General features: G+C 75.1%; 12 protein-coding genes. 9 read left to right on the top strand and 3 right to left on the bottom strand.

The window, feature by feature from the left end:
* The first annotated feature begins 54 nt into the window (after positions 1-54).
* From ACFWIC_RS31765 to ACFWIC_RS31795, 7 genes are all read left to right on the top strand, one after another.
* Positions 55-6,030 carry a type I polyketide synthase gene (locus ACFWIC_RS31765; protein WP_380520616.1) on the top strand — a complete coding sequence of 1,992 codons (5,976 nt, stop codon included), beginning with the start codon at positions 55-57 and terminating at the stop codon, positions 6,028-6,030.
* Positions 6,027-6,782, top strand: coding sequence for a thioesterase II family protein (locus ACFWIC_RS31770; protein WP_380361863.1), 756 nt, complete (start codon positions 6,027-6,029; stop codon positions 6,780-6,782). The genes ACFWIC_RS31765 and ACFWIC_RS31770 overlap by 4 nt, the downstream gene beginning before the upstream one ends.
* Before the next feature lie 9 nt (positions 6,783-6,791).
* Positions 6,792-7,847: a sulfotransferase gene (locus tag ACFWIC_RS31775; protein WP_329881374.1), complete on the top strand. Its 1,056-nt coding sequence runs from the start codon at positions 6,792-6,794 to the stop codon at positions 7,845-7,847.
* Between the two features lie 151 nt (positions 7,848-7,998).
* Entirely contained in the window at positions 7,999-8,226 is a 228-nt protein-coding gene (locus ACFWIC_RS31780) for a hypothetical protein (RefSeq protein WP_329881373.1), read from the top strand.
* A gap of 34 nt (positions 8,227-8,260) precedes the next feature.
* Positions 8,261-9,607 (top strand): crotonyl-CoA carboxylase/reductase, encoded by a 1,347-nt coding sequence (ccrA, locus tag ACFWIC_RS31785; RefSeq protein ID WP_329951194.1) that lies wholly within the window; start codon positions 8,261-8,263, stop codon positions 9,605-9,607.
* 2 nt (positions 9,608-9,609) lie between these two features.
* On the top strand, positions 9,610-10,599 hold the full coding sequence (locus ACFWIC_RS31790) for a beta-ketoacyl-ACP synthase 3 (RefSeq protein ID WP_329881371.1): 990 nt from the start codon (positions 9,610-9,612) through the stop codon (positions 10,597-10,599).
* Between the two features lie 228 nt (positions 10,600-10,827).
* Positions 10,828-12,846, top strand: a complete 2,019-nt coding sequence (locus ACFWIC_RS31795) for a SpoIIE family protein phosphatase (RefSeq protein WP_329951196.1) — start codon at positions 10,828-10,830, stop codon at positions 12,844-12,846.
* 69 nt (positions 12,847-12,915) lie between these two features.
* On the opposite strand, the gene ACFWIC_RS31800 is transcribed toward ACFWIC_RS31795, so the two are convergent.
* On the bottom strand, positions 12,916-13,659 hold the full coding sequence (locus tag ACFWIC_RS31800; RefSeq protein WP_329881369.1) for an SOS response-associated peptidase: 744 nt from the start codon (positions 13,657-13,659) through the stop codon (positions 12,916-12,918).
* A gap of 354 nt (positions 13,660-14,013) precedes the next feature.
* Here ACFWIC_RS31800 and ACFWIC_RS31805 point away from each other — a divergent pair, with 354 nt between their 5' ends.
* Positions 14,014-14,502, top strand: coding sequence for a hypothetical protein (locus ACFWIC_RS31805; RefSeq protein ID WP_380361871.1), 489 nt, complete (start codon positions 14,014-14,016; stop codon positions 14,500-14,502).
* Positions 14,503-14,744: 242 nt separating this feature from the next.
* Complete coding sequence (locus tag ACFWIC_RS31810; protein WP_380520609.1) at positions 14,745-15,632, top strand: DUF4394 domain-containing protein; 888 nt, start codon at positions 14,745-14,747, stop codon at positions 15,630-15,632.
* Between the two features lie 198 nt (positions 15,633-15,830).
* On the opposite strand, the gene ACFWIC_RS31815 is transcribed toward ACFWIC_RS31810, so the two are convergent.
* Together ACFWIC_RS31815 and sigK are read right to left on the bottom strand one after the other, a co-directional pair.
* Positions 15,831-16,613, bottom strand: a complete 783-nt coding sequence (locus tag ACFWIC_RS31815; RefSeq protein ID WP_329881366.1) for an anti-sigma factor — start codon at positions 16,611-16,613, stop codon at positions 15,831-15,833.
* Positions 16,610-17,194, bottom strand: a complete 585-nt coding sequence (gene sigK / locus ACFWIC_RS31820; RefSeq protein WP_329951199.1) for an ECF RNA polymerase sigma factor SigK — start codon at positions 17,192-17,194, stop codon at positions 16,610-16,612. Before sigK ends, ACFWIC_RS31815 begins: the two co-directional genes overlap by 4 nt.
* Between the last annotated feature and the right edge of the window lie 206 nt (positions 17,195-17,400).

A 17,400-nucleotide genomic window follows, 5' to 3' on the forward strand; every position in this document is an offset into this window, starting at 1 on the left:
AGCAACGAGAGGCAACAGCACATGAGCGAGCCAGGCCGGGTCCCCGAGGATCGGCTGCGTTACTTCCTCAAACGAGTCACCGCCGAGCTCCACGACACCCGGGAGCAGCTCCGCGGGGCCGAGCAGGCCGCGTCCGAGCCGATCGCGATCGTCGGGACGGCCTGCCGGTTCCCCGGCGGGATCGGTTCGCCCGAGGACCTGTGGGAGCTGGTGGCCGCGGGCCGGGACGCGATCGGGACGTTCCCGACCGATCGTGGCTGGGACGTGGAGAACCTCTACCACCCCGACCCCGACCACCCGGGTACGTCGTACTCCCGGGACGGCGGATTCCTGTCCGGGGCCGCCGACTTCGACCCGACGGCGTTCGGGATCTCGCCGCGCGAGGCGCTGGCGATGGACCCGCAGCACCGGCTGCTGCTGGAGACGTCGTGGGAGGCGTTCGAGCGGGCCGGGATCGACCCGCTGGGGCTGCGTGGCTCGCGGACCGGTGTGTTCGCGGGCGTCATGTACAACGACTACGCGCTGGTGATGGGCAACTCGGCGGAGGCGGCCGAGGGATTCCTGGGCACCGGCGGGAGCATCGCGTCCGGCCGGGTCGCCTACACCTTCGGTCTGGAGGGGCCGACACTCACCGTCGACACCGCGTGTTCCTCCTCCCTGGTCGCCCTGCACCTGGCGGTGCAGGCGCTGCGGAACCGGGAGTGCGAGCTGGCGCTCGCCGGGGGCGTCACCGTGATGGCGACCCCGAACACGTTCATCGGGTTCTCGCGCCAGCGCGGCCTGGCGCCCGACGGCCGGTGCAAGTCGTTCGCCGAGGGGGCGGACGGCACCGGTTGGGGCGAGGGTGTCGGCATGCTGCTCGTGGAGCGGCTCTCGGACGCGCAGCGCCTGGGCCACCCGGTCCTCGCGGTCGTCCGGGGGAGTGCCGTGAACTCCGACGGCGCGTCGAACGGCCTGACCGCCCCGAACGGGCCCTCGCAGCAGCGGGTGATCCGCCAGGCGCTGGCCAACGCACGGCTCGGCACCGGCGACGTGGACGTGGTGGAGGCCCACGGCACGGGCACGCCGCTGGGCGACCCGATCGAGGCCCAGGCCCTCCTGGCGACCTACGGCCAGGACCGTGCGGAGAACGAGCCGTTGTGGCTGGGTTCGGTGAAGTCGAACCTCGGTCACACGCAGGCGGCGGCGGGTGTGGCCGGCATCATCAAGATGGTGGAGTCGATGCGGCACGGCGTGCTGCCCGGCACGCTGCACGTGGATGAGCCGTCGTCGCACGTGGACTGGTCGGCTGGCTCGGTGGAGCTGCTGACCGAGGCGCGTGACTGGCCCGCGACCGGCCGGCCGCGCCGGGCGGCGGTGTCCTCGTTCGGGATCAGCGGCACCAACGCCCACGTCATCCTCGAAGCCGCACCGGCCACCGAGCCGGCCGCCGCCCCGGCCGAGACGCCTCCGCCGGCCACCCCCGCGGCCCCGGTCGTCCCCGTCGTCCCGGTCGTCCTCGCGGCGGCCGACGAGACCGCGCTGGACGCCCAGGCCCGCCGACTGGCCGCGTTCCTCACCGACCGTCCGGACGTGCAGCCGGGCGCGGTCGCCCGTACGCTCGCCGACCGGTCCCGGTTGCCGCACCGGGCCGTCGCCCTCGGCCCGGACCGGCCCGCGCTGGCCGCCGCGCTGTCCGAGGGCGGCACCGTCCGGGGCACCGCACGCCCCGGCCGGCTCGCCCTCGTCTTCACCGGCCAGGGCGCCCAGCGGGTCGGCATGGGCCGCGAGCTCTACACGGCGTTCCCGGTGTACGCGGCCGCGTTCGACGCCGTGTGCGCCGCGCTCGGCCTGCCCGCCCACGACCTGCTCGACGACGAGGAGGGGATCCACCGGACCGGGACGGCCCAGCCCGCCCTCTTCGCCGTCGAGGTCGCGCTGGCGGCCCTGCTGGAGCACTGGGGCATCAGGCCGGACGTGGTCGCCGGACACTCGGTCGGCGAGATCACCGCCGCCCACGTGGCCGGGGTCCTCACCCTGGCCGACGCGGCCCGGCTGGTCACCGCACGCGGTCGGCTGATGCAGGCCCTGCCGGCCGGGGGCGGGATGCTCACGGTGCGCGCCGCCGAGGCCGACGTCCGGGCGGCGTGCGGGGACATCGACGTGGCGGCCGTCAACGGGCCCCGCGCGGTCGTGCTCTCCGGATCGGACGCCGCCATCGAGCGGGCCGCGACGGCCGCCGCCGAGCGCGGCTGGAAGACCGGCCGCCTGCGGACCAGCCACGCCTTCCACTCCCGGCTCATGGAGCCGGTGCTCGCCGACTTCGCGAAGGAGGCCGCCGGGCTGACGTTCGCCGAGCCGAGGGTGGCCGCGGTCTCCACCGTCACCGGTGCGGCGGTCGCCGGGGGCGAATGGACCGACCCCGACTACTGGGTCGACCAGGTCCGCCGCCCGGTCCGTTTCGCCGACGCCGTCCACGCACTCGCCGCCCAGGGGGTCACCCGGGTCCTGGAGGTGGGGCCCGACGCGGTGCTCACCACCCTGGTCCAGGAGACGGATGCCGGGCTGCTGGCCGTGCCGGCGCTGCGCCGCGGGCACACCGAGCCGCTGACCCTCCTGACCTCGGTCGCCACGCTGTTCGTCGACGGCGCCGACGTCGACTGGCGGTCGGTCGTCGGCGGGGCGGGCCGGGCGGACCTGCCGACCTACCCGTTCACCCACCGCCGGCTCTGGCCCCGCCCGCGCCCCGGTGGCGGCGACGCCCACGGCCTCGGCCTGGACCCGACCGGTCATCCGCTGCTCGGTGCCGCGGTCGACCTCCCGGACACCGCCACGGTGGTCCTCACCGGAACGCTCACCGCGGCCACCCAGCCCTGGCTGGCCGAGCACACCGTGCTGGGCCGCGCCGTGCTGCCGGGCACCGCGCTGGTCGAGCTGGCGCTCGCCGCCGGCGAACGCGCCGGCGCGCCGGCGCTGGACGAACTCCTGCTCCAGGCGCCACTGACCCTGTCCGAGCGCGGCACGGTGACCCTCCGGCTCACCGTGACCGAGGAGGACGGCCGACGCCCGGTCACGATCCACTCCCGCGCGGACGACGGCGAGCCGTGGGTCCTGCACGCCACCGGTGTCCTCTCCGCCGCCGAAGCCGCCGACGTCGACGCCGACCTGGTCGACTGGCCGCCGGCCGGAGCCGAGGAGCTGCCGTTGGCCGGGCTGTACGAGGCGTTCGCGGACGCCGGCCTCGACTACGGGCCGGCCTTCCGGGGCCTGCGCCGGCTGTGGCGGCGCGGCGAGGAGGTGTTCGCCGAGGTGCGGACCGACGCGCCGGACGACGGATTCGGGCTGCACCCGGCGCTGTTCGACGCGGTCCTGCACGCGATCGGCCCGGCGGCGCTGCTGTCCGGTGACGGGCTGCGGCTGCCGTTCGCGTTCTCCGGGGTCCACCGGTTCGCCCCGGCCGCCGGTACCTCGCTGCGGGTGCGGCTGACGGCCCGGAGCGGCACCGACACGGTGGGACTCGACCTGGCGGACCCGACCGGCCTGCCGGTCGCCCGGGTCGACCGGCTCACCCTGCGGCCGGTCGCGGCCGGCCAGTTGGGCGGCGGAGCGGCCGAGCGGCTGCTCTACGCGGTGGAGTGGGCCGCGCAGGAGGTGGCGGGTGAGGTGCCGGGTGCGGTGATCCGTCTCGGTGACGCGCTGCCGGTGCCGGTGCCGGTGCTGTTGGTGGATGCGACGGCGGCGGGTGCGGCCCGGGAGCGGGCTGCCGCGTTGCTGGTGCTGCTCCAGTCGTGGCTGGCCGACGCGGCGTGGTCCGAATCGCGCCTGGTGGTGCGGACGTTCGGTGCGGAAGGCGCGGAGATTTCCGATGCGGACGGTGCCGCGTTGTGGGGTCTGGTGCGGTCGGCGCAGGCCGAGCATCCGGACCGGCTCCATCTGGTGGACGCGGCTGAGGACGTGTTCTATCCGCTGCCGCAGGCGCTGGTGCGCGAGGGCGTGGTGTCCGCGCCGCGTCTGGTGCGCCTGTCGGGTTCCGTGTCCGCGCCGGTGGAGTTCGGTGACGGCACGGTGGTGGTGACGGGTGCGACCGGCACGCTCGGTGGCCTGGTGGCCCGGCATCTGGTCGAGACGCACGGTGTCCGTGATCTGCTGTTGCTGTCCCGTTCCGGTGGGGATGCCGGACTCGTCGAGGAGCTCGCTCCGGCGAAGGTGCGGGCGGTGGCCTGTGACGTGGCGGACGCGGAAGCGGTCGCCGCAGCGCTGCGGGACGAGCCGGTGACCGCGGTGATCCACGCCGCCGGTGTGCTGGACGACGCCCTCCTCGCCGATCTGACGCCCGAGCGCCTCGACACGGTGTTCCGGGTCAAAGTCGACGCCGCGCGCAACCTCGCCGCCGCGACGGAGGACAGGACGCTCAGCGCCTTCGTCCTCTACTCCTCGGTGGCCGGCGTCGTCGGCAACCCGGGCCAGGCCAACTACGCCGCCGCCAACACGTTCCTGGACGCGTACGCGACCGAGCTGCGCGCCCGGGGCGTCCCGGCGACCTCCCTCGCCTGGGGCCTGTGGGACGCGGGCATGGGTGAGAGCCTCACCGACGCCGAGCGGCGGCGGCTGCGCCAGGGCGGAGTCCTCCCGCTCACCGACGAGCAGGGACTCGCCGCCCTCGACGCCGCGCTCGCCGAGGGACGTCCGCTCGTCGTCCCGGTCTCCCTGGACCTGGCCGGACTCCGTGCCGCCGGGGCCGCCGGGGCGCTCCCCGAGATCCTGGCCGGGCTCGCCCCGGCGGGCCGGTCCGGGGGAGGTGTGCCGGACCGGTCCGCGCTCGCGGCCTTCCAGCGCCGGCTGGCGCAACTGCCCGCCGACGAGCGGCGGGAGGCGCTGGCCGACCTGGTCGCCCGGCAGGCCGCCGTCGTCCTCGCCCACACCGGGTCCGACACCGTCGACCCGCACCGGCCCTTCCTGGAGGCCGGATTCGATTCGCTCACGTCGGTGGAACTGCGCAACCGGCTCGGCGCGGCCACCGGACTGCGGCTGCCGACCACGCTGCTGTTCGACCACCCCACCCCCGATGCCCTCGTGGCCCACCTCGCCGGGCAGTTCGCGCCCGGCGACGGGGACCGGCCCGCGCCGGAGGAGGCCGCCGGCACCCTCGGCACGCTGTTCCGGGAAGCCTCCGCCACCGGGCGCAGCGGCGACTTCTTCGGCCTGCTGGTCGCCGCGTCGGAGTTCCGCCCGGCCTTCCGGACGAGTCGCGAGCTGCCCGCGCCGGTTCCGGTGGTGCGGCTGGCCGGGGGCACGGACGCGCCCGGCCTCGTCTGCCTGCCCTCGATCCTGGCCATCTCCGGCCCGCACCAGTACGTCCGGTTCGCCGGCGCCCTGCGCGGCCGGCGGGACGTCGCGGCCGTCGCCGCGCCCGGGTTCGGCCGTGGCGAGCCACTGCCGGCGACGGTGGAGGCGGTGGTCTCGGCGCAGGCCGAGGCGATCCTGGCGCACACCGGCGGGTCGCCGATCGCGCTGGTCGGACACTCCTCGGGCGGCATGCTCGCGCACGCGGTGGCCGCCGAACTGGAGCGTGCCGGCGCGGCCGTGGACGCGCTGGTGCTCATCGACATCTACTCGCACGACGTCGAGGCGCTCGCGGGCATCCAGCCGGTCCTCAGCGCCGGCATGATCGAGCGGGAGGACGGCTACGTCCCGATGGACGACACCCGGCTGACCGCGATGGGCGGCTACGTCCGGCTGTTCCACGGGTGGCAGCCGACCCCGATCCGGGCCCGCACGCTGCTCGTCCGGGCCACCGAGCCCATGTTCGGCTGGTCGCGCGACGGTGACTGGCGCTCGTCGTGGACGCTGCCGCACAGCACGGTGGACACCCCCGGCAACCACTTCTCGGTCATGGAGGAGCACGCCGCGACCACGGCACGGGCGGTCGACGACTGGCTCGCCGCGTCGGCCGGATCCCCCGCAGCCCCCGGTCCGTCCTCCTCCGCTCCCGTTTCCTCCTTCTCCTCCACGCCCTCGTCCCCTCTCGAACCGAAAGCCTCCTCCCGATGACCAACGTCGAGTACGACAACCCGTGGGTCCGCCGGTTCCACCACGAACCGAGCGAGGCCACCCTGGTCTGCTTCCCGCACGCCGGTGGCTCGGCCAGCTTCTTCTACCCGGTCTCCGACGCGATGCAGTCGACCGTCCAGGTGGTGGCGCTGCAGTACCCGGGCCGGCAGGACCGGCGGCACGAGCGGCCGCTGACCACCGTCGCCGAGCTGGCCGACGAGGCCTTCGCCGCGCTGCGCCCGCTGATGGACCGCCCGCTGGCGTTCTTCGGCCACAGCATGGGCGCCACCGTGGCGTTCGAGGTCGCCGTGCGGATGAAGCGCGAGCAGCTCGAAGCCCCCGTCACGCTGTTCGCCTCGGGCCGCCGCGCCCCTTCCCGGCACCGGGACGAGAACGTGCACAAGCTCGGCGACGACGAGATCGTCGCGGAGCTGAAGACCCTCAGCGGCACCGATGCCCGCATCCTCGGTGACCTGGAGCTGCTGCGGATGATCCTGCCGGCGATCCGCAGCGACTACACGGCCGCCGAGACCTACCGGTACCGGCCCGGACCGGTGCTCGACTGCCCGATCATCGCGCTGACCGGCGACAGCGACCCGAAGGTGACCCTGGACGAGGCCGGCGCGTGGGCCGACCACACCACCGGGGAGTTCGAGCTGCGCTCCTTCGAGGGCGGCCACTTCTACCTCGCCAAGCACCAGCGTGCGGTGATCAACCTGATCAGCGACCAGCTGCTCTCCCTCTCGCTCTGAGGACGGTCCATGACTCCGACGTTCGTCATCAGTACCGGCCGGTGCGGGTCGACGCTGGTCTCCCGGATGCTGCGCGCCCACCCCGAGGTGCTCAGCCTGAGCGAGCTCTTCAGCACCGTGCGCAGCCGTGGCTACCTCGACGGGGCCCCGGACGGCGCGCAGTTCTGGCGGATGCTCAGCGAGCCCGAGCCGACCATGGACATCATGGTCGCCGAGGGACTCAAGGTCTCCGAACTGATCTACCCGTACGGGACCGGGCGGTTCGACCCGGTCGAGGGTGTCCCGGCGATCTGCCACATGACGCTGCCGATGCTCTCCGACGACCCGGACGCGCTCCACGACGAGCTGGCCGGAGAGGTACCGGGCTGGCCGGCCCGTCCGATCGCGGACCAGTACCGGGCGCTCTTCGCCCACCTGGCCGAACGCTTCGACCGGCCGGTTCCCGTGGAGCGGTCCGGAGGGTCGCTGGGGATGCTGCCCGCGCTGCGGGCGCAGTTCCCCGAGGCCAGGTTCGTCTACCTCACCCGGGACGGTGCCGACTCGGCGCTGTCGATGAGCCGGCACCCCGGGTTCCGGCAGATGCTGCTGGGCCAGGAGGCCGCCCGGATCGCCGGGGTCGCCTCCCCGGGGGAGCTGGGGGAGGCCCAGTTCCGGCTGCTCCCGGAGGAGTTGGGCCGGTTGCTGGCGCTCCCGTCGGAACTGCCGCGGCTGATGCGCCGGGACATCCCGGTCACCGCGTTCGGTGCGCTGTGGTCCACGATGGTCAGCGAGGGCGCCGACGAACTGCTGCGGCTGCCCTCCGAGGAGTGGACCATGATCTCCTACGAGGCCCTGGTCGCGGACGCCCCGGCGGAGCTGACCCGGTTGGCCGGGTTCCTGGGTGTGCCGGCGTCCTCCGCATGGCTGGCGGAGGCCGCCCGGCTGGTGGACCCGGGGCGGCGGGCCGCCTCGGCCCGGCTGGACCCGCGGCTGCTGGCCGCCCTGCGGCGCTCCTGCGCACCCGGCGAGGCCGCCGACGCGGCCCTCGCGGCGGCGGCGGGTGTGACGCTCGTACCCGCCGCGTGAGCGGTCCCGGGGCGCCGGCGGCCGTCCCGTCCGGCGGCGCCCCGGGTCCCACGGAAGGCGTCGGACCCGTAGGGGCGACGCTGGGGTGTGAACGGGCACGGTCGGCCCCAAGGATCGGGGTGGGGAGCACGGCAAGCGGGGGGAGAGCCGGATGCACACGCCGACCGGGACGGCGACGTCCACCCGGTGGCCCGGTGCCGGCGTCGCGCCGGCCCTGCGCGGGCGGTCCTCCGGCGAACCGTCCGGCCGTCCGCACCGCCCCGGGGCCGCCGGCGCCGGCCGCGAGGGCGCACCGGTCCGGCCCGGCGCGGCCTCCCCCTTCCCGGTGCCGGCCGTCGGCGACGTCGGTGACGCCGCCGCGTTCGACGCCACCGGCTGACCGCACACCCGTTCGCGAACGCGAGGACTCTTCCATGGATATCTTGGCCGAAGCGGTGCTCTCCGGTGCCTCCCCGGAGGAACTCGGCGCGCTCCCGCTGCCCGATCTGTTCCCCGCGGCGCACCTGCGGGCCTCGGACGTCGGGATCTTCGACGGCGACGCCGACCCCGACGTCCGGCGGTCGCTGCACGTCGGCCCGGTGCCGATGCCCCGGCTGGCCCCGGACGAGGTGGTCGTCGCGGTGATGGCCAGCTCGATCAACTACAACACCGTGTGGTCGGCGATGTTCAAGCCGATCTCGACGTTCACGGCGCTGAACCGGCTCGCCCGGCAGGGCGGATACGCGGCCCGCCACGACCTGCCGCACCAGATCGTCGGTTCGGACGCCGCCGGCGTGGTGGTCCGGGTCGGCGACGGCGTGCGGCACTGGAACGTCGGCGACCACGTCATGGTCAGCCCGGCCTACGTCGACGACCAGGAGCCGGGCGCGCACGACGACGGCATGATGGGCCCCGGCGGGCGGGCCTGGGGCTACGAGACCAACTTCGGCGGCCTGGCCCACTACACGGTCGCGCGGGCCAGCCAGCTGGTGCCCAAGCCGCCGCACCTGACCTGGGAGGAGGCCGCCTCGATCACGCTGTGCGCGGGCACCGCCTACCGCATGCTGGTCGGCGACCACGGCGCGCAGATCAAGCAGGGCGACGTCGTGCTGGTCTGGGGCGCGACCGGCGGCCTGGGCGGGTTCGCCGTGCAGATGGTCAAGAACGGCGGCGGCATCGCGGTCGGGGTGGTGAGCTCCGACCGGAAGGCGCAGATCCTCCGCGAGCAGGGCTGCGACGTGATCATCGACCGGCGCGAGATCGGCATGGGCGACGACTCGGACGGCACGGCGGACGCGATCGAGTACGGCAAGCGGCTCGGCCGCAGGATCCGGGCCGAGCTCGGGGAGGACCCCAGGGTCGCCTTCGACTACGTCGGCCGGGCCACGTTCGGCACCTCGGTGCACGTCGTGCGGCGCGGCGGCATCGTCGTCACCTGCGGGTCGAGCACCGGCTACCAGCACCAGTACGACAACCGCTACCTGTGGATGAACCTCAAGCGGGTGATCGGCAGTCACATCGCCAACCTTCAGGAGCAGTTCGACACCGCCAGGCTGTTCCGGCAGGGCGGCCTGGTGCCGATCCTCACCGACGTCTTCCCCCTCGCGGAGACCGGCGAGGCGCTGCGCCTGGTGCAGACCAACCGGCACATCGGCAAGGTCGGCGTGCTCTGCCTGGCGCCCGCGGAGGGCCTGGGGGTGACCGACCCGGACGCCCGCGCACGGATCGGCGCCGAGCGGCTCACCTCCTGGCGCCGGTACGCGTCGACGGCGCGGGTGTGACGATGGGCGGGACCGGGATCCTGGCCACCGGGTCGTACGTCCCCGAGCGGATCGTGACCGGCGCCGACATCGCCGGGCCGGCCGGTGTCACCCCGGAGTGGATCGAGCGGAAGACGCGGATCGCCGCCCGCCGCTACGCCGCACCGGACCAGGCCACCTCGGACCTGGCGGCCGAGGCCGCGGCACGGACGCTGCGGCAGGCGGGGCTGCCGGCCTCGGCGCTGCGCTACCTCATCGTCTCCACCTCGACGCCCGACTCGCCGCAGCCGCCCACCTCGCACCTGGTGCAGGACGCACTCGGCGCGCACGGCGCCGCGTGCTTCGACATCAACGTCGTCTGCAGCGGCTTCGTCTACGGCCTGGCTCTGGCCCGGGCCCTGGTGGCCCAGGAGCCCGGCGCGTACGCGCTGGTGGTCGCCGCCGACGTGTACTCGCGGATCCTGGACCCCACCGACCGCAGGACGGTGGTGCTGTTCGGTGACGGCGCCGGGGCGGCGCTGGTCGGTGCCGTGCCGGAGGGCGGTTTCGTGGACGTGGAGCTGACCGGGCACGGGCACGCGCACGGGCTGATCGGGGTGGAGGCCGGCGGCAGCCGGCACCCGGCCACGCACGACACCGTCGAGAACGGCGGCCACTTCTTCCGGATGAAGGGCCGGGCCGTCCGGGACTTCGCCGTGGAGCACGTTCCCGGAGCGGTCCGGACGCTGGTCGAGCGCACCGGCCACCGGTTGGCCGACGTCGACCACTTCGTGCCGCACCAGGCGAACGGCGTGCTGCTGGGCGAGCTGGTGACCCTGGCCGGCCTGGACCACGCGCACACGCACCGGACGCTGGAGCGGTACGGCAACACCGGCAGCGCGTCGGTGGCCCTGGCCCTCGACGAGGCCCACCGGGGCGGCCACCTGCGCGCGGGCGACCTGGTGCTGCTCGCCGGGTTCGGCGGCGGCATGTCGCTCGGCGCGGCCCTGCTGAGGTGGACGGCCACGGGGTGACCGCCCGACGGCGCCCCGGCCCCGACCCGGGGCGCCGTCACCCGCGGTGACCGCGCGAGGCGGCGCCTTGGATGCGGAGTGCGGCCCATCGGTGGTTCCATTGCATCGGAACCTGCCGACCGAACGGCGGTCCCGCCTGCCGCCGACACCGGGCCTGAGCGTCCTGCCGTCGTCCGTCGTCCGTCGTCCGTCGTCCGTCGTCCGGAAACCGGAAAGGGGCCGTCACGGGTGTTCGAGCCGCAGTTGACCCCGGAGGTCTTCGACCGGGCGATCGTGGCGATCGCGCTGACGGCCGGCCGGGAACACCGCCTGGTCTACCGCAACGACGCCTTCCGTGACCTGTTCGGCCCCCGGCCGCTCGGCGTGCCCGTCGGCGAGCTGTTCACCGAACCGCAGGAGGAGGGACTCGTCGACACCCTCGACCTCGTCCTCGCCGACACCACCGCCCGACAGGTCACCACCCCGCGCACCCTGGAGGGCTCCGGCGACGGGGAGCGCGAGCACCGGCACTTCGTCTACAGCTGCTCGCCGGTCGCCTCCCGCTTCGGCCCCGGCGTCCTCGTCGCCGCCATCGACACCACCGGGCAGGTGCACTCCGCCCAGCGCGCCCAGCGCCTGTCGACGGAACGCCTGCACGCCCTCCAGCGCTACGAGGCCCTCGTCTCGGCCGTCTCCCAGCTGGTGTGGACCGCCCAGCCGGACGGCGCGATGACCGAGCTGGTCCCCGGCTGGGAGCGGCTGACCGGGCACCCCTGGCGCGACACCATGGACGAGGCCTGGATGTCGTTGGTCCACCCCAACGACCGCGCCGGCCTGCGGGAACGCTGGATGGAGGCGGAGGCCGGTGAGCCGGCCATGTTCGAACACACCTACCGGCTGCGCTTCGCCTCCGGCGAGTACCGCCACATCACCGCCCGCGGCGTCCCGATCGTGCGCGAGGGCGAGCTCGTGGAGTGGGTCGGTGCGACCGCCGACGTCGAGGACCGCTGGCGCACCCGGCTGCGCGAACGGCTCCTCGCCGACACCATGGCCGTCACCGAGAGCGTGGGACCGGAGGACGCCTTCGCGGCCGTCGCGGGGCTGGTGGTGCCCGAGCTCACGGACGCCTGCACCGTGTTCCTGCTCTCCGAACGGGGCCACGGGGCGACGACCGGCACCCGCATCGCCTCCACCTCCCGCGCGGGCCTGCCCCCGCTGCCCCCGCTCCGGGGGCAGACGTTCCGGCTCGGACCCGTGGCCCTGCGCGCGGTCGCCGACCGCACCCCGGCCCTGCTGACCTTCCCGCCGGGCGAGATCCCCTCCGGCGTGGTGCCCGAGGAGTCCGCGCGCTGGCTGGCCGCCGCCGGCGCCACCAGCCTCACCCTGCTGCCCCTGGTCATCGACGGCACCCCCACCGCCCTCGCCGCGGCCGCCACCTGCCAGGGCTCGCCCCCGCCGGGCCGGGGCGACATCGACCTCCTCCAGGAAGTCCTCCAGCGCGCACAGGGCGCGCTGGGCCAGACCCTGGAGCTCCAGCGCACCCGCCACGCCGCGCTGATCCTCCAGCGGGCCCTGCTCACCGAGCCGCCGGCCGTCCCCGGCGCCCGGCTCGCCGCCCGCTACCAGCCGGGCAACCGCACCGCCGAGGTCGGCGGCGACTGGTACGACGCCTTCCTCCTGCCCGACGGGTCCCTCACCCTGACCATCGGGGACGTCGCCGGCCACGACCTCACCGCCGCCACCACGATGGGCCAGTTCCGCAGCATGCTGCGCTCGGTCGCCTACAACGCGACGCCCGGGCACACGCCCGCCGACACCCTGTCCGCGCTCGACCGGGCCGCCGAGGGCCTCGGCATCGGCTCCTTCGCCACCGCGGTCCACGTCCAGCTCACCCGCTCCGGCCGGGGCTGGTTCGCGGCCTGGTCCAACGCCGGACACCCGCCCCCGCTGCTGCTGCCCGCCGACGGCCCGGCCCGCTACCTCACGTCGGACCTGACGGACGTGCCGCTCTGCGTGGCCCCCGCCGAGGAGCGCCGGACCCACCGCGCCGGCCTCGCCGCCGGTGACACCCTGATCCTCTACACGGACGGACTCGTCGAAGTCCCCGGTGAGCACCTGACCACGGGCCTGGACCGGCTCGCGCACACGGCCGGCCGGGCGCGCGACCGTCCGTTGGACGATCTGTGCGACCACCTGCTCGCCCAGGTCCCCGACGCCCGCGACGACATCGCCCTCCTGGCCTTCCGCCCCGACGTCCCGCCCGCCTGACCGCCCCCGTCCGGCGCGCCTCCGGTCGACGCGTCACCGGTCGCGCCGCCGGAACCGCCGGCCCGGCCGCTACCCGGCGAGGCCGAGCGGGTCCGGCACCTCGTCCAGCAGCTGCGGGCCGTCGGAGCGGACGCTGTTCACCGCGGTGGAGACGGCGCGGACGGTGAGGTCACCGCCGCCCGGGGTGTGCAGCAGGTGGTGGAGCTCGTCGGGATCCGTGGTCGCGGGGTCGAGCCAGGTCGCGAGGTCGGCGGTGGCGATGGTCAGCGGCATCCGGTCGTGGATCCGGCCGGCGCTGTCGGTGGCGTCCCGGGTGACGACGGTCGCGGTGGCCAGCCACGCGGCCGGGTCGTCCTCGGGCACCGCCGGGTCGCGCCAGAACTCGTACAGGCCGGCCATCAGCATCGGTTCCCCGGTGGTGAGGAAGTACGGCTGCTTGTACGCCTTGCGGCCCTCGCCCGCCGGGACGGGCCGCCACTCGAAGTAGCCGTCGGCCGGGATCACGCAGCGCCGCTCGGCGAAGGCCTTCCGGTAGGCCGGCTTCTCGTGGACGGTCTCCGACCGCGCGTTGATCATCCGCGCGCCGCCGGACGCGTCCTTCGACCAGGACGGCACCAGACCCCAGCGCACCGGGCGCACCTGCCGCACCAGCTCACCGGACTCCCGGTCGAGGCGCTCCAGCACGGCCGCCACCGGGTCGGTCGGTGCGACGTTCCAGTTCGGGGCGAGGGTTTCGGCGGGGTCCCAGCGCATCTCCCCGAGCAGGGCGACCAGGTCGACGGGAGTCGTGGTGGAAACGAAGCGTCCGCACATGGGTCCACGATGTCATGCGACGGAAGCCGGGACCCGGCGCGGGTGCCCGCCGGGCGGATACCGGGGCCGGTCGGGGCCGCCGGAAGTGCGCGGCGCGGTCCGACGGCGCGGCGCTGTCCCGCTGGCCGTACCGTGGACGGCCCGGTGCGAGGCCCTTCCCGCGCCCCGGCGGATCCCGGCCCACTGGTCCCGGAGGTGGCGCAGGCCGCACCCCGCGGCGGCCGGACGGGCCCTCGGCCGGGGGACCCGACCGATGTGCGGGGCCGCCGCCCGGCTGCGATGCTGGGGAAGATCCTCAGCTCCGGCGGGCGCAGCGCCCGGGACCGGGCGGAGCGACGCGGGCGGAGGTCCCCGATGGCGAAACTCGTCGAGGTCGTCCTGGAGGAGCTCTACGCCGAGACCGGCGGGTTCGGATCCGACGACTACGTGGACGTGTCGGGCGGCCTCCGGGGAGTGACCTACAACAAGGTCCTGATGACCGGCGGAGCCGTCACGGCGGTGGAGATGGCACGGCACGACGTGTTCACCTTCCCGGAGGGCCCCCTCCGCCTCTTCCGGGGCGAGGCCACGCCCGTCGACGCGGGGATGCGGATCGCCCTGTCCGTCGGGGAGAACCTCGATCCCTCGGAACCGAAGTACTTCGGCTACTTCCTCGACTTCGGCGGGGAGCTGTTCGCGGAGGACATCGCACCGCTGTCCCTGGGCGAGTCCTTCGGGACGATCTCCAGCGCGGACGTCACGCAGCCCGGCCTGGCCCGGCACCAGGACGTGACCTTCGCGCACGAGGGCGCGGGAATCGCCGTGCAGGCCCGCTTCCGGCTGGCGGTGGTCCACTACTTCTAGGCCCTCCCCGCGCTCCGGGCGCACCCGGGGTGCGGTGCCCCTGGGCCGGGGCGCAGCGCCCCGGCAGCGGAGTGTTCGCACACCGAGGGCCGCCGGACTGGTCGGGCCACGGGTTTCACCCCGACCCGGCCTCCTCCCGGGTGAACCACGGCCGCGCCGCGCGACGGGAGCGGCCGACGCCGTGCGTTGCTGGGTGGCGGGCCCCCCCCCCGGGGGCCCGCCACCCACCGGAGGAAGCACCCATGCGCAACCGTCTGGCGGCAGCCGTCGCCACCGCCCTCACCGCCGCCTCGCTCGGCCTGACCTTCGCCCCCGGCGCCACCGCGCTGACCCCCGCCGACGCCAAGGGCGGGGAGAGACTCCACGCCATCGGCCTCACCGCCGACCAGACACTCGTGGACTTCCCGGTCACCCACCCCGACCGGGTCCGCACCGTCGGGGCGGTCACCGGTCTCACGGGCGACGCGAGGATCGTCGGCATCGACTACCGCGTGCAGAACGGCCTGCTCTACGGGGTCGGTGACCAGGGCGGCATCTACACCCTCGACGACACCAGCGGCTGCGCCACCAAGGTCTCCCAGCTGACCGTCCCGCTCCAGGGCGCCTTCTTCGGAGTGGACTTCAACCCCGCCGCCAACCGGCTGCGGGTCATCTCGGACACCGGCCAGAACCTGCGCCACAACCTCGACGACCCGGCGGGCACCCCGGCGGCCGGCACCACCGTCGCCGACGGCACGCTGACCAACCCGGCCGTCCCCCCGGCGACCACCGGCACCACCGCGCTCGGCGTCACCGCAGCGGCCTACACCAACAACGACCTCGACCCGGCCACCGCCACCACGCTCTTCGACCTCGACACCACCCTCAACCGGACGGTCCTGCAGTCGCCGGCCAACGCCGGGACCCTCGCCCCGACCGGTGCGCTGGGCGTCGACCCCGCCGTCGACGCGGGCTTCGACATCTACTACTCGACCGGGCAGGGCACCAACCACGGCTACGCCGCGCTCGAGGTCGGCGGCACCCGGTCGCTCTACCGGGTCGACGTCCTGACCGGACGGGCCACCGCGCTCGGTGCGTTCGCGGTCGGCTCGGCCGTCACGGACCTGGCCCTGCCGATCGCCCAGGACTGACCTCCGCCCACGGGTGACGCCTGACGGGTGACGCCGGACGGGCGACGCCTGACGGGTGACGGGTGCGACGACGGCACGGTCGACGTACGCGTCACCCGTCGAACACCGGCGAGGACAGGTGTGTGAAGGACGGGGGGAGAGAAGGCCGTCACGGTGGCGCGACCGGCTCCCGGCCCCGGCGCGCGGCGCCCGCGGCGGTCAGGCGAGGCGGACGACGAGCAGGGGGTCGGTGGTCGGTGCGGGGGAGCCGCCGAGGGGTTCCGCCGTGACGGCGACGGCCTTCGCGCCGTCCAGCGGACCGGCGAGCACCACGGTGCCGCGGGACTGCGGGAGCAGGCCGGCCGGCCGCGGTTCGTCGTCGACGTACCAGAGTTCGTAGACGCGATCGGGCGGGAGGGGGGCCAGCCCCGTGGTGAGGAAGGCGGCCTGGTTGCGGTCCGCGGACCAGACGACGGTGCCGCTCCCCTCGTCGGAGCCGGTGGTGCTGCTGCGGGCGTCGGGGGCGGTGACCAGCGCGGCGACCTCCTGGAGTTCGGTCCGCTGGTGTGCGGCGGCCGTGCGGGCCCGTTCGGCCTGGTCGTGCTGCTGCACGGCGACCCCGCCGAGGGTGGCGGTGAGCGCGAGGCAGGCGGCCAGGACGAGCTCGCGCGCGCGGCGGCGCGGGCGGCGGGGCGCCGGTACGGACGGGGCCGGTTCGTGGCCCGGCTCCGGGGGTGCCGGTGGACGCGGGTCCGGGGTGCGGCGCGCCGGAGGGAGTTGGCGGATCCCGGTGACGGCGGTCATCGCGCGCGCCTCCATGCCGTCCGGCAGGGGCACGGCGTCGGCGGCGGCGAACCGGGCCAGGGTGTCGGCGAACTCCGCGGCCTCCTGGACGCAGGACGGGCAGGCGGCCAGGTGCGTCTCGAAGAGCGCGGCCTCGGCGGGTTCGAGGGCGTGGAGGGCGTGGGCGCCCCCGAGGGTGTGGGAGTCGTGCGCGGTCATGAGCCGGCCCCCAGACAGTCGCGCAGGCGGACGAGTCCGTCGCGCATCCGGGTCTTGACGGTGCTCAGCGGGGCTTCGAGGAGGTCGGCGACCTCCGGGTAGGTCAGCCCGCGGTAGTAGGCCAGGACGAGTGACTGGCGCTGGAGTTCGGTGAGCCGGCCCAGGCAGCGGCGCACGCGCTCACGCTCCAGCCGGTTCTCGATCTGCTCCGCGACCTCGTCGAAGGCGCGTTCCTGGAGGTGGGCGGCGGCCTTCTCCTCGCGTGAGGCCTCGGCCTGGGAGCGCCGGACGCGGTCGACGGCGCGGTGGTGGGCCATGGTCATCACCCAGGCCAGGACGCCGCCGCGGTCGGGGCGGTAGCGGGCGGCGGAGCGCCAGACCTCCAGCATCACCTCCTGCGCGACCTCCTCGGACTGGGCCGGATCGCGCAGGACGCGGCGCACCATGCCGAGGACCTGGCCGGCCAGGGCCCGGTAGAGCGTGCGGTAGGCGTCGTGGTCGCCGACGGCGGTGCGGGCCACCAGCTCCCGCAGTCGCCGGTCCGCGGCGGTGGGGCCGGGCAGTGCTAGCGGCTCGGACACCGTGGCTCCCTTCGTCGCCGGAGCCGGGGCGGCACGGACGGCGCCCGGGTACGGCTGCGTCCGTGCCGTCGCTCACCCCGGCGGTTCCGACTCGCACGGCCCGGCGAACGGTCGCACGCCGGGCGCGGGGGCTCTCACGCGCGCCCGCACTGGTGATTCGTGACCGACGGGCCCCGCGGACTGGTCTCCCGGCAGGAATCACCCGG

It is taken from the genome of Kitasatospora sp. NPDC127035 (assembly GCF_042726075.1).
Taxonomy (GTDB): domain Bacteria; phylum Actinomycetota; class Actinomycetes; order Streptomycetales; family Streptomycetaceae; genus Kitasatospora.

What these genes read in the sequence shown, in the direction of transcription:
- ACFWIC_RS31770 (WP_380361863.1), top strand. Translation starts at nt 6,027, where the DNA reads ATGACCAACGTCGAGTACGACAACCCGTGGGTCCGCCGGTTCCACCAC.
- ACFWIC_RS31775 (WP_329881374.1), top strand. Translation starts at nt 6,792, where the DNA reads ATGACTCCGACGTTCGTCATCAGTACCGGCCGGTGCGGGTCGACGCTG.
- ACFWIC_RS31780 (WP_329881373.1), top strand. Translation starts at nt 7,999, where the DNA reads ATGCACACGCCGACCGGGACGGCGACGTCCACCCGGTGGCCCGGTGCC.
- ccrA (WP_329951194.1), top strand. Translation starts at nt 8,261, where the DNA reads ATGGATATCTTGGCCGAAGCGGTGCTCTCCGGTGCCTCCCCGGAGGAA.
- ACFWIC_RS31790 (WP_329881371.1), top strand. Translation starts at nt 9,610, where the DNA reads ATGGGCGGGACCGGGATCCTGGCCACCGGGTCGTACGTCCCCGAGCGG.
- ACFWIC_RS31800 (WP_329881369.1), bottom strand. Translation starts at nt 13,659, where the DNA reads ATGTGCGGACGCTTCGTTTCCACCACGACTCCCGTCGACCTGGTCGCC.
- ACFWIC_RS31805 (WP_380361871.1), top strand. Translation starts at nt 14,014, where the DNA reads ATGGCGAAACTCGTCGAGGTCGTCCTGGAGGAGCTCTACGCCGAGACC.
- ACFWIC_RS31810 (WP_380520609.1), top strand. Translation starts at nt 14,745, where the DNA reads ATGCGCAACCGTCTGGCGGCAGCCGTCGCCACCGCCCTCACCGCCGCC.
- ACFWIC_RS31815 (WP_329881366.1), bottom strand. Translation starts at nt 16,613, where the DNA reads ATGACCGCGCACGACTCCCACACCCTCGGGGGCGCCCACGCCCTCCAC.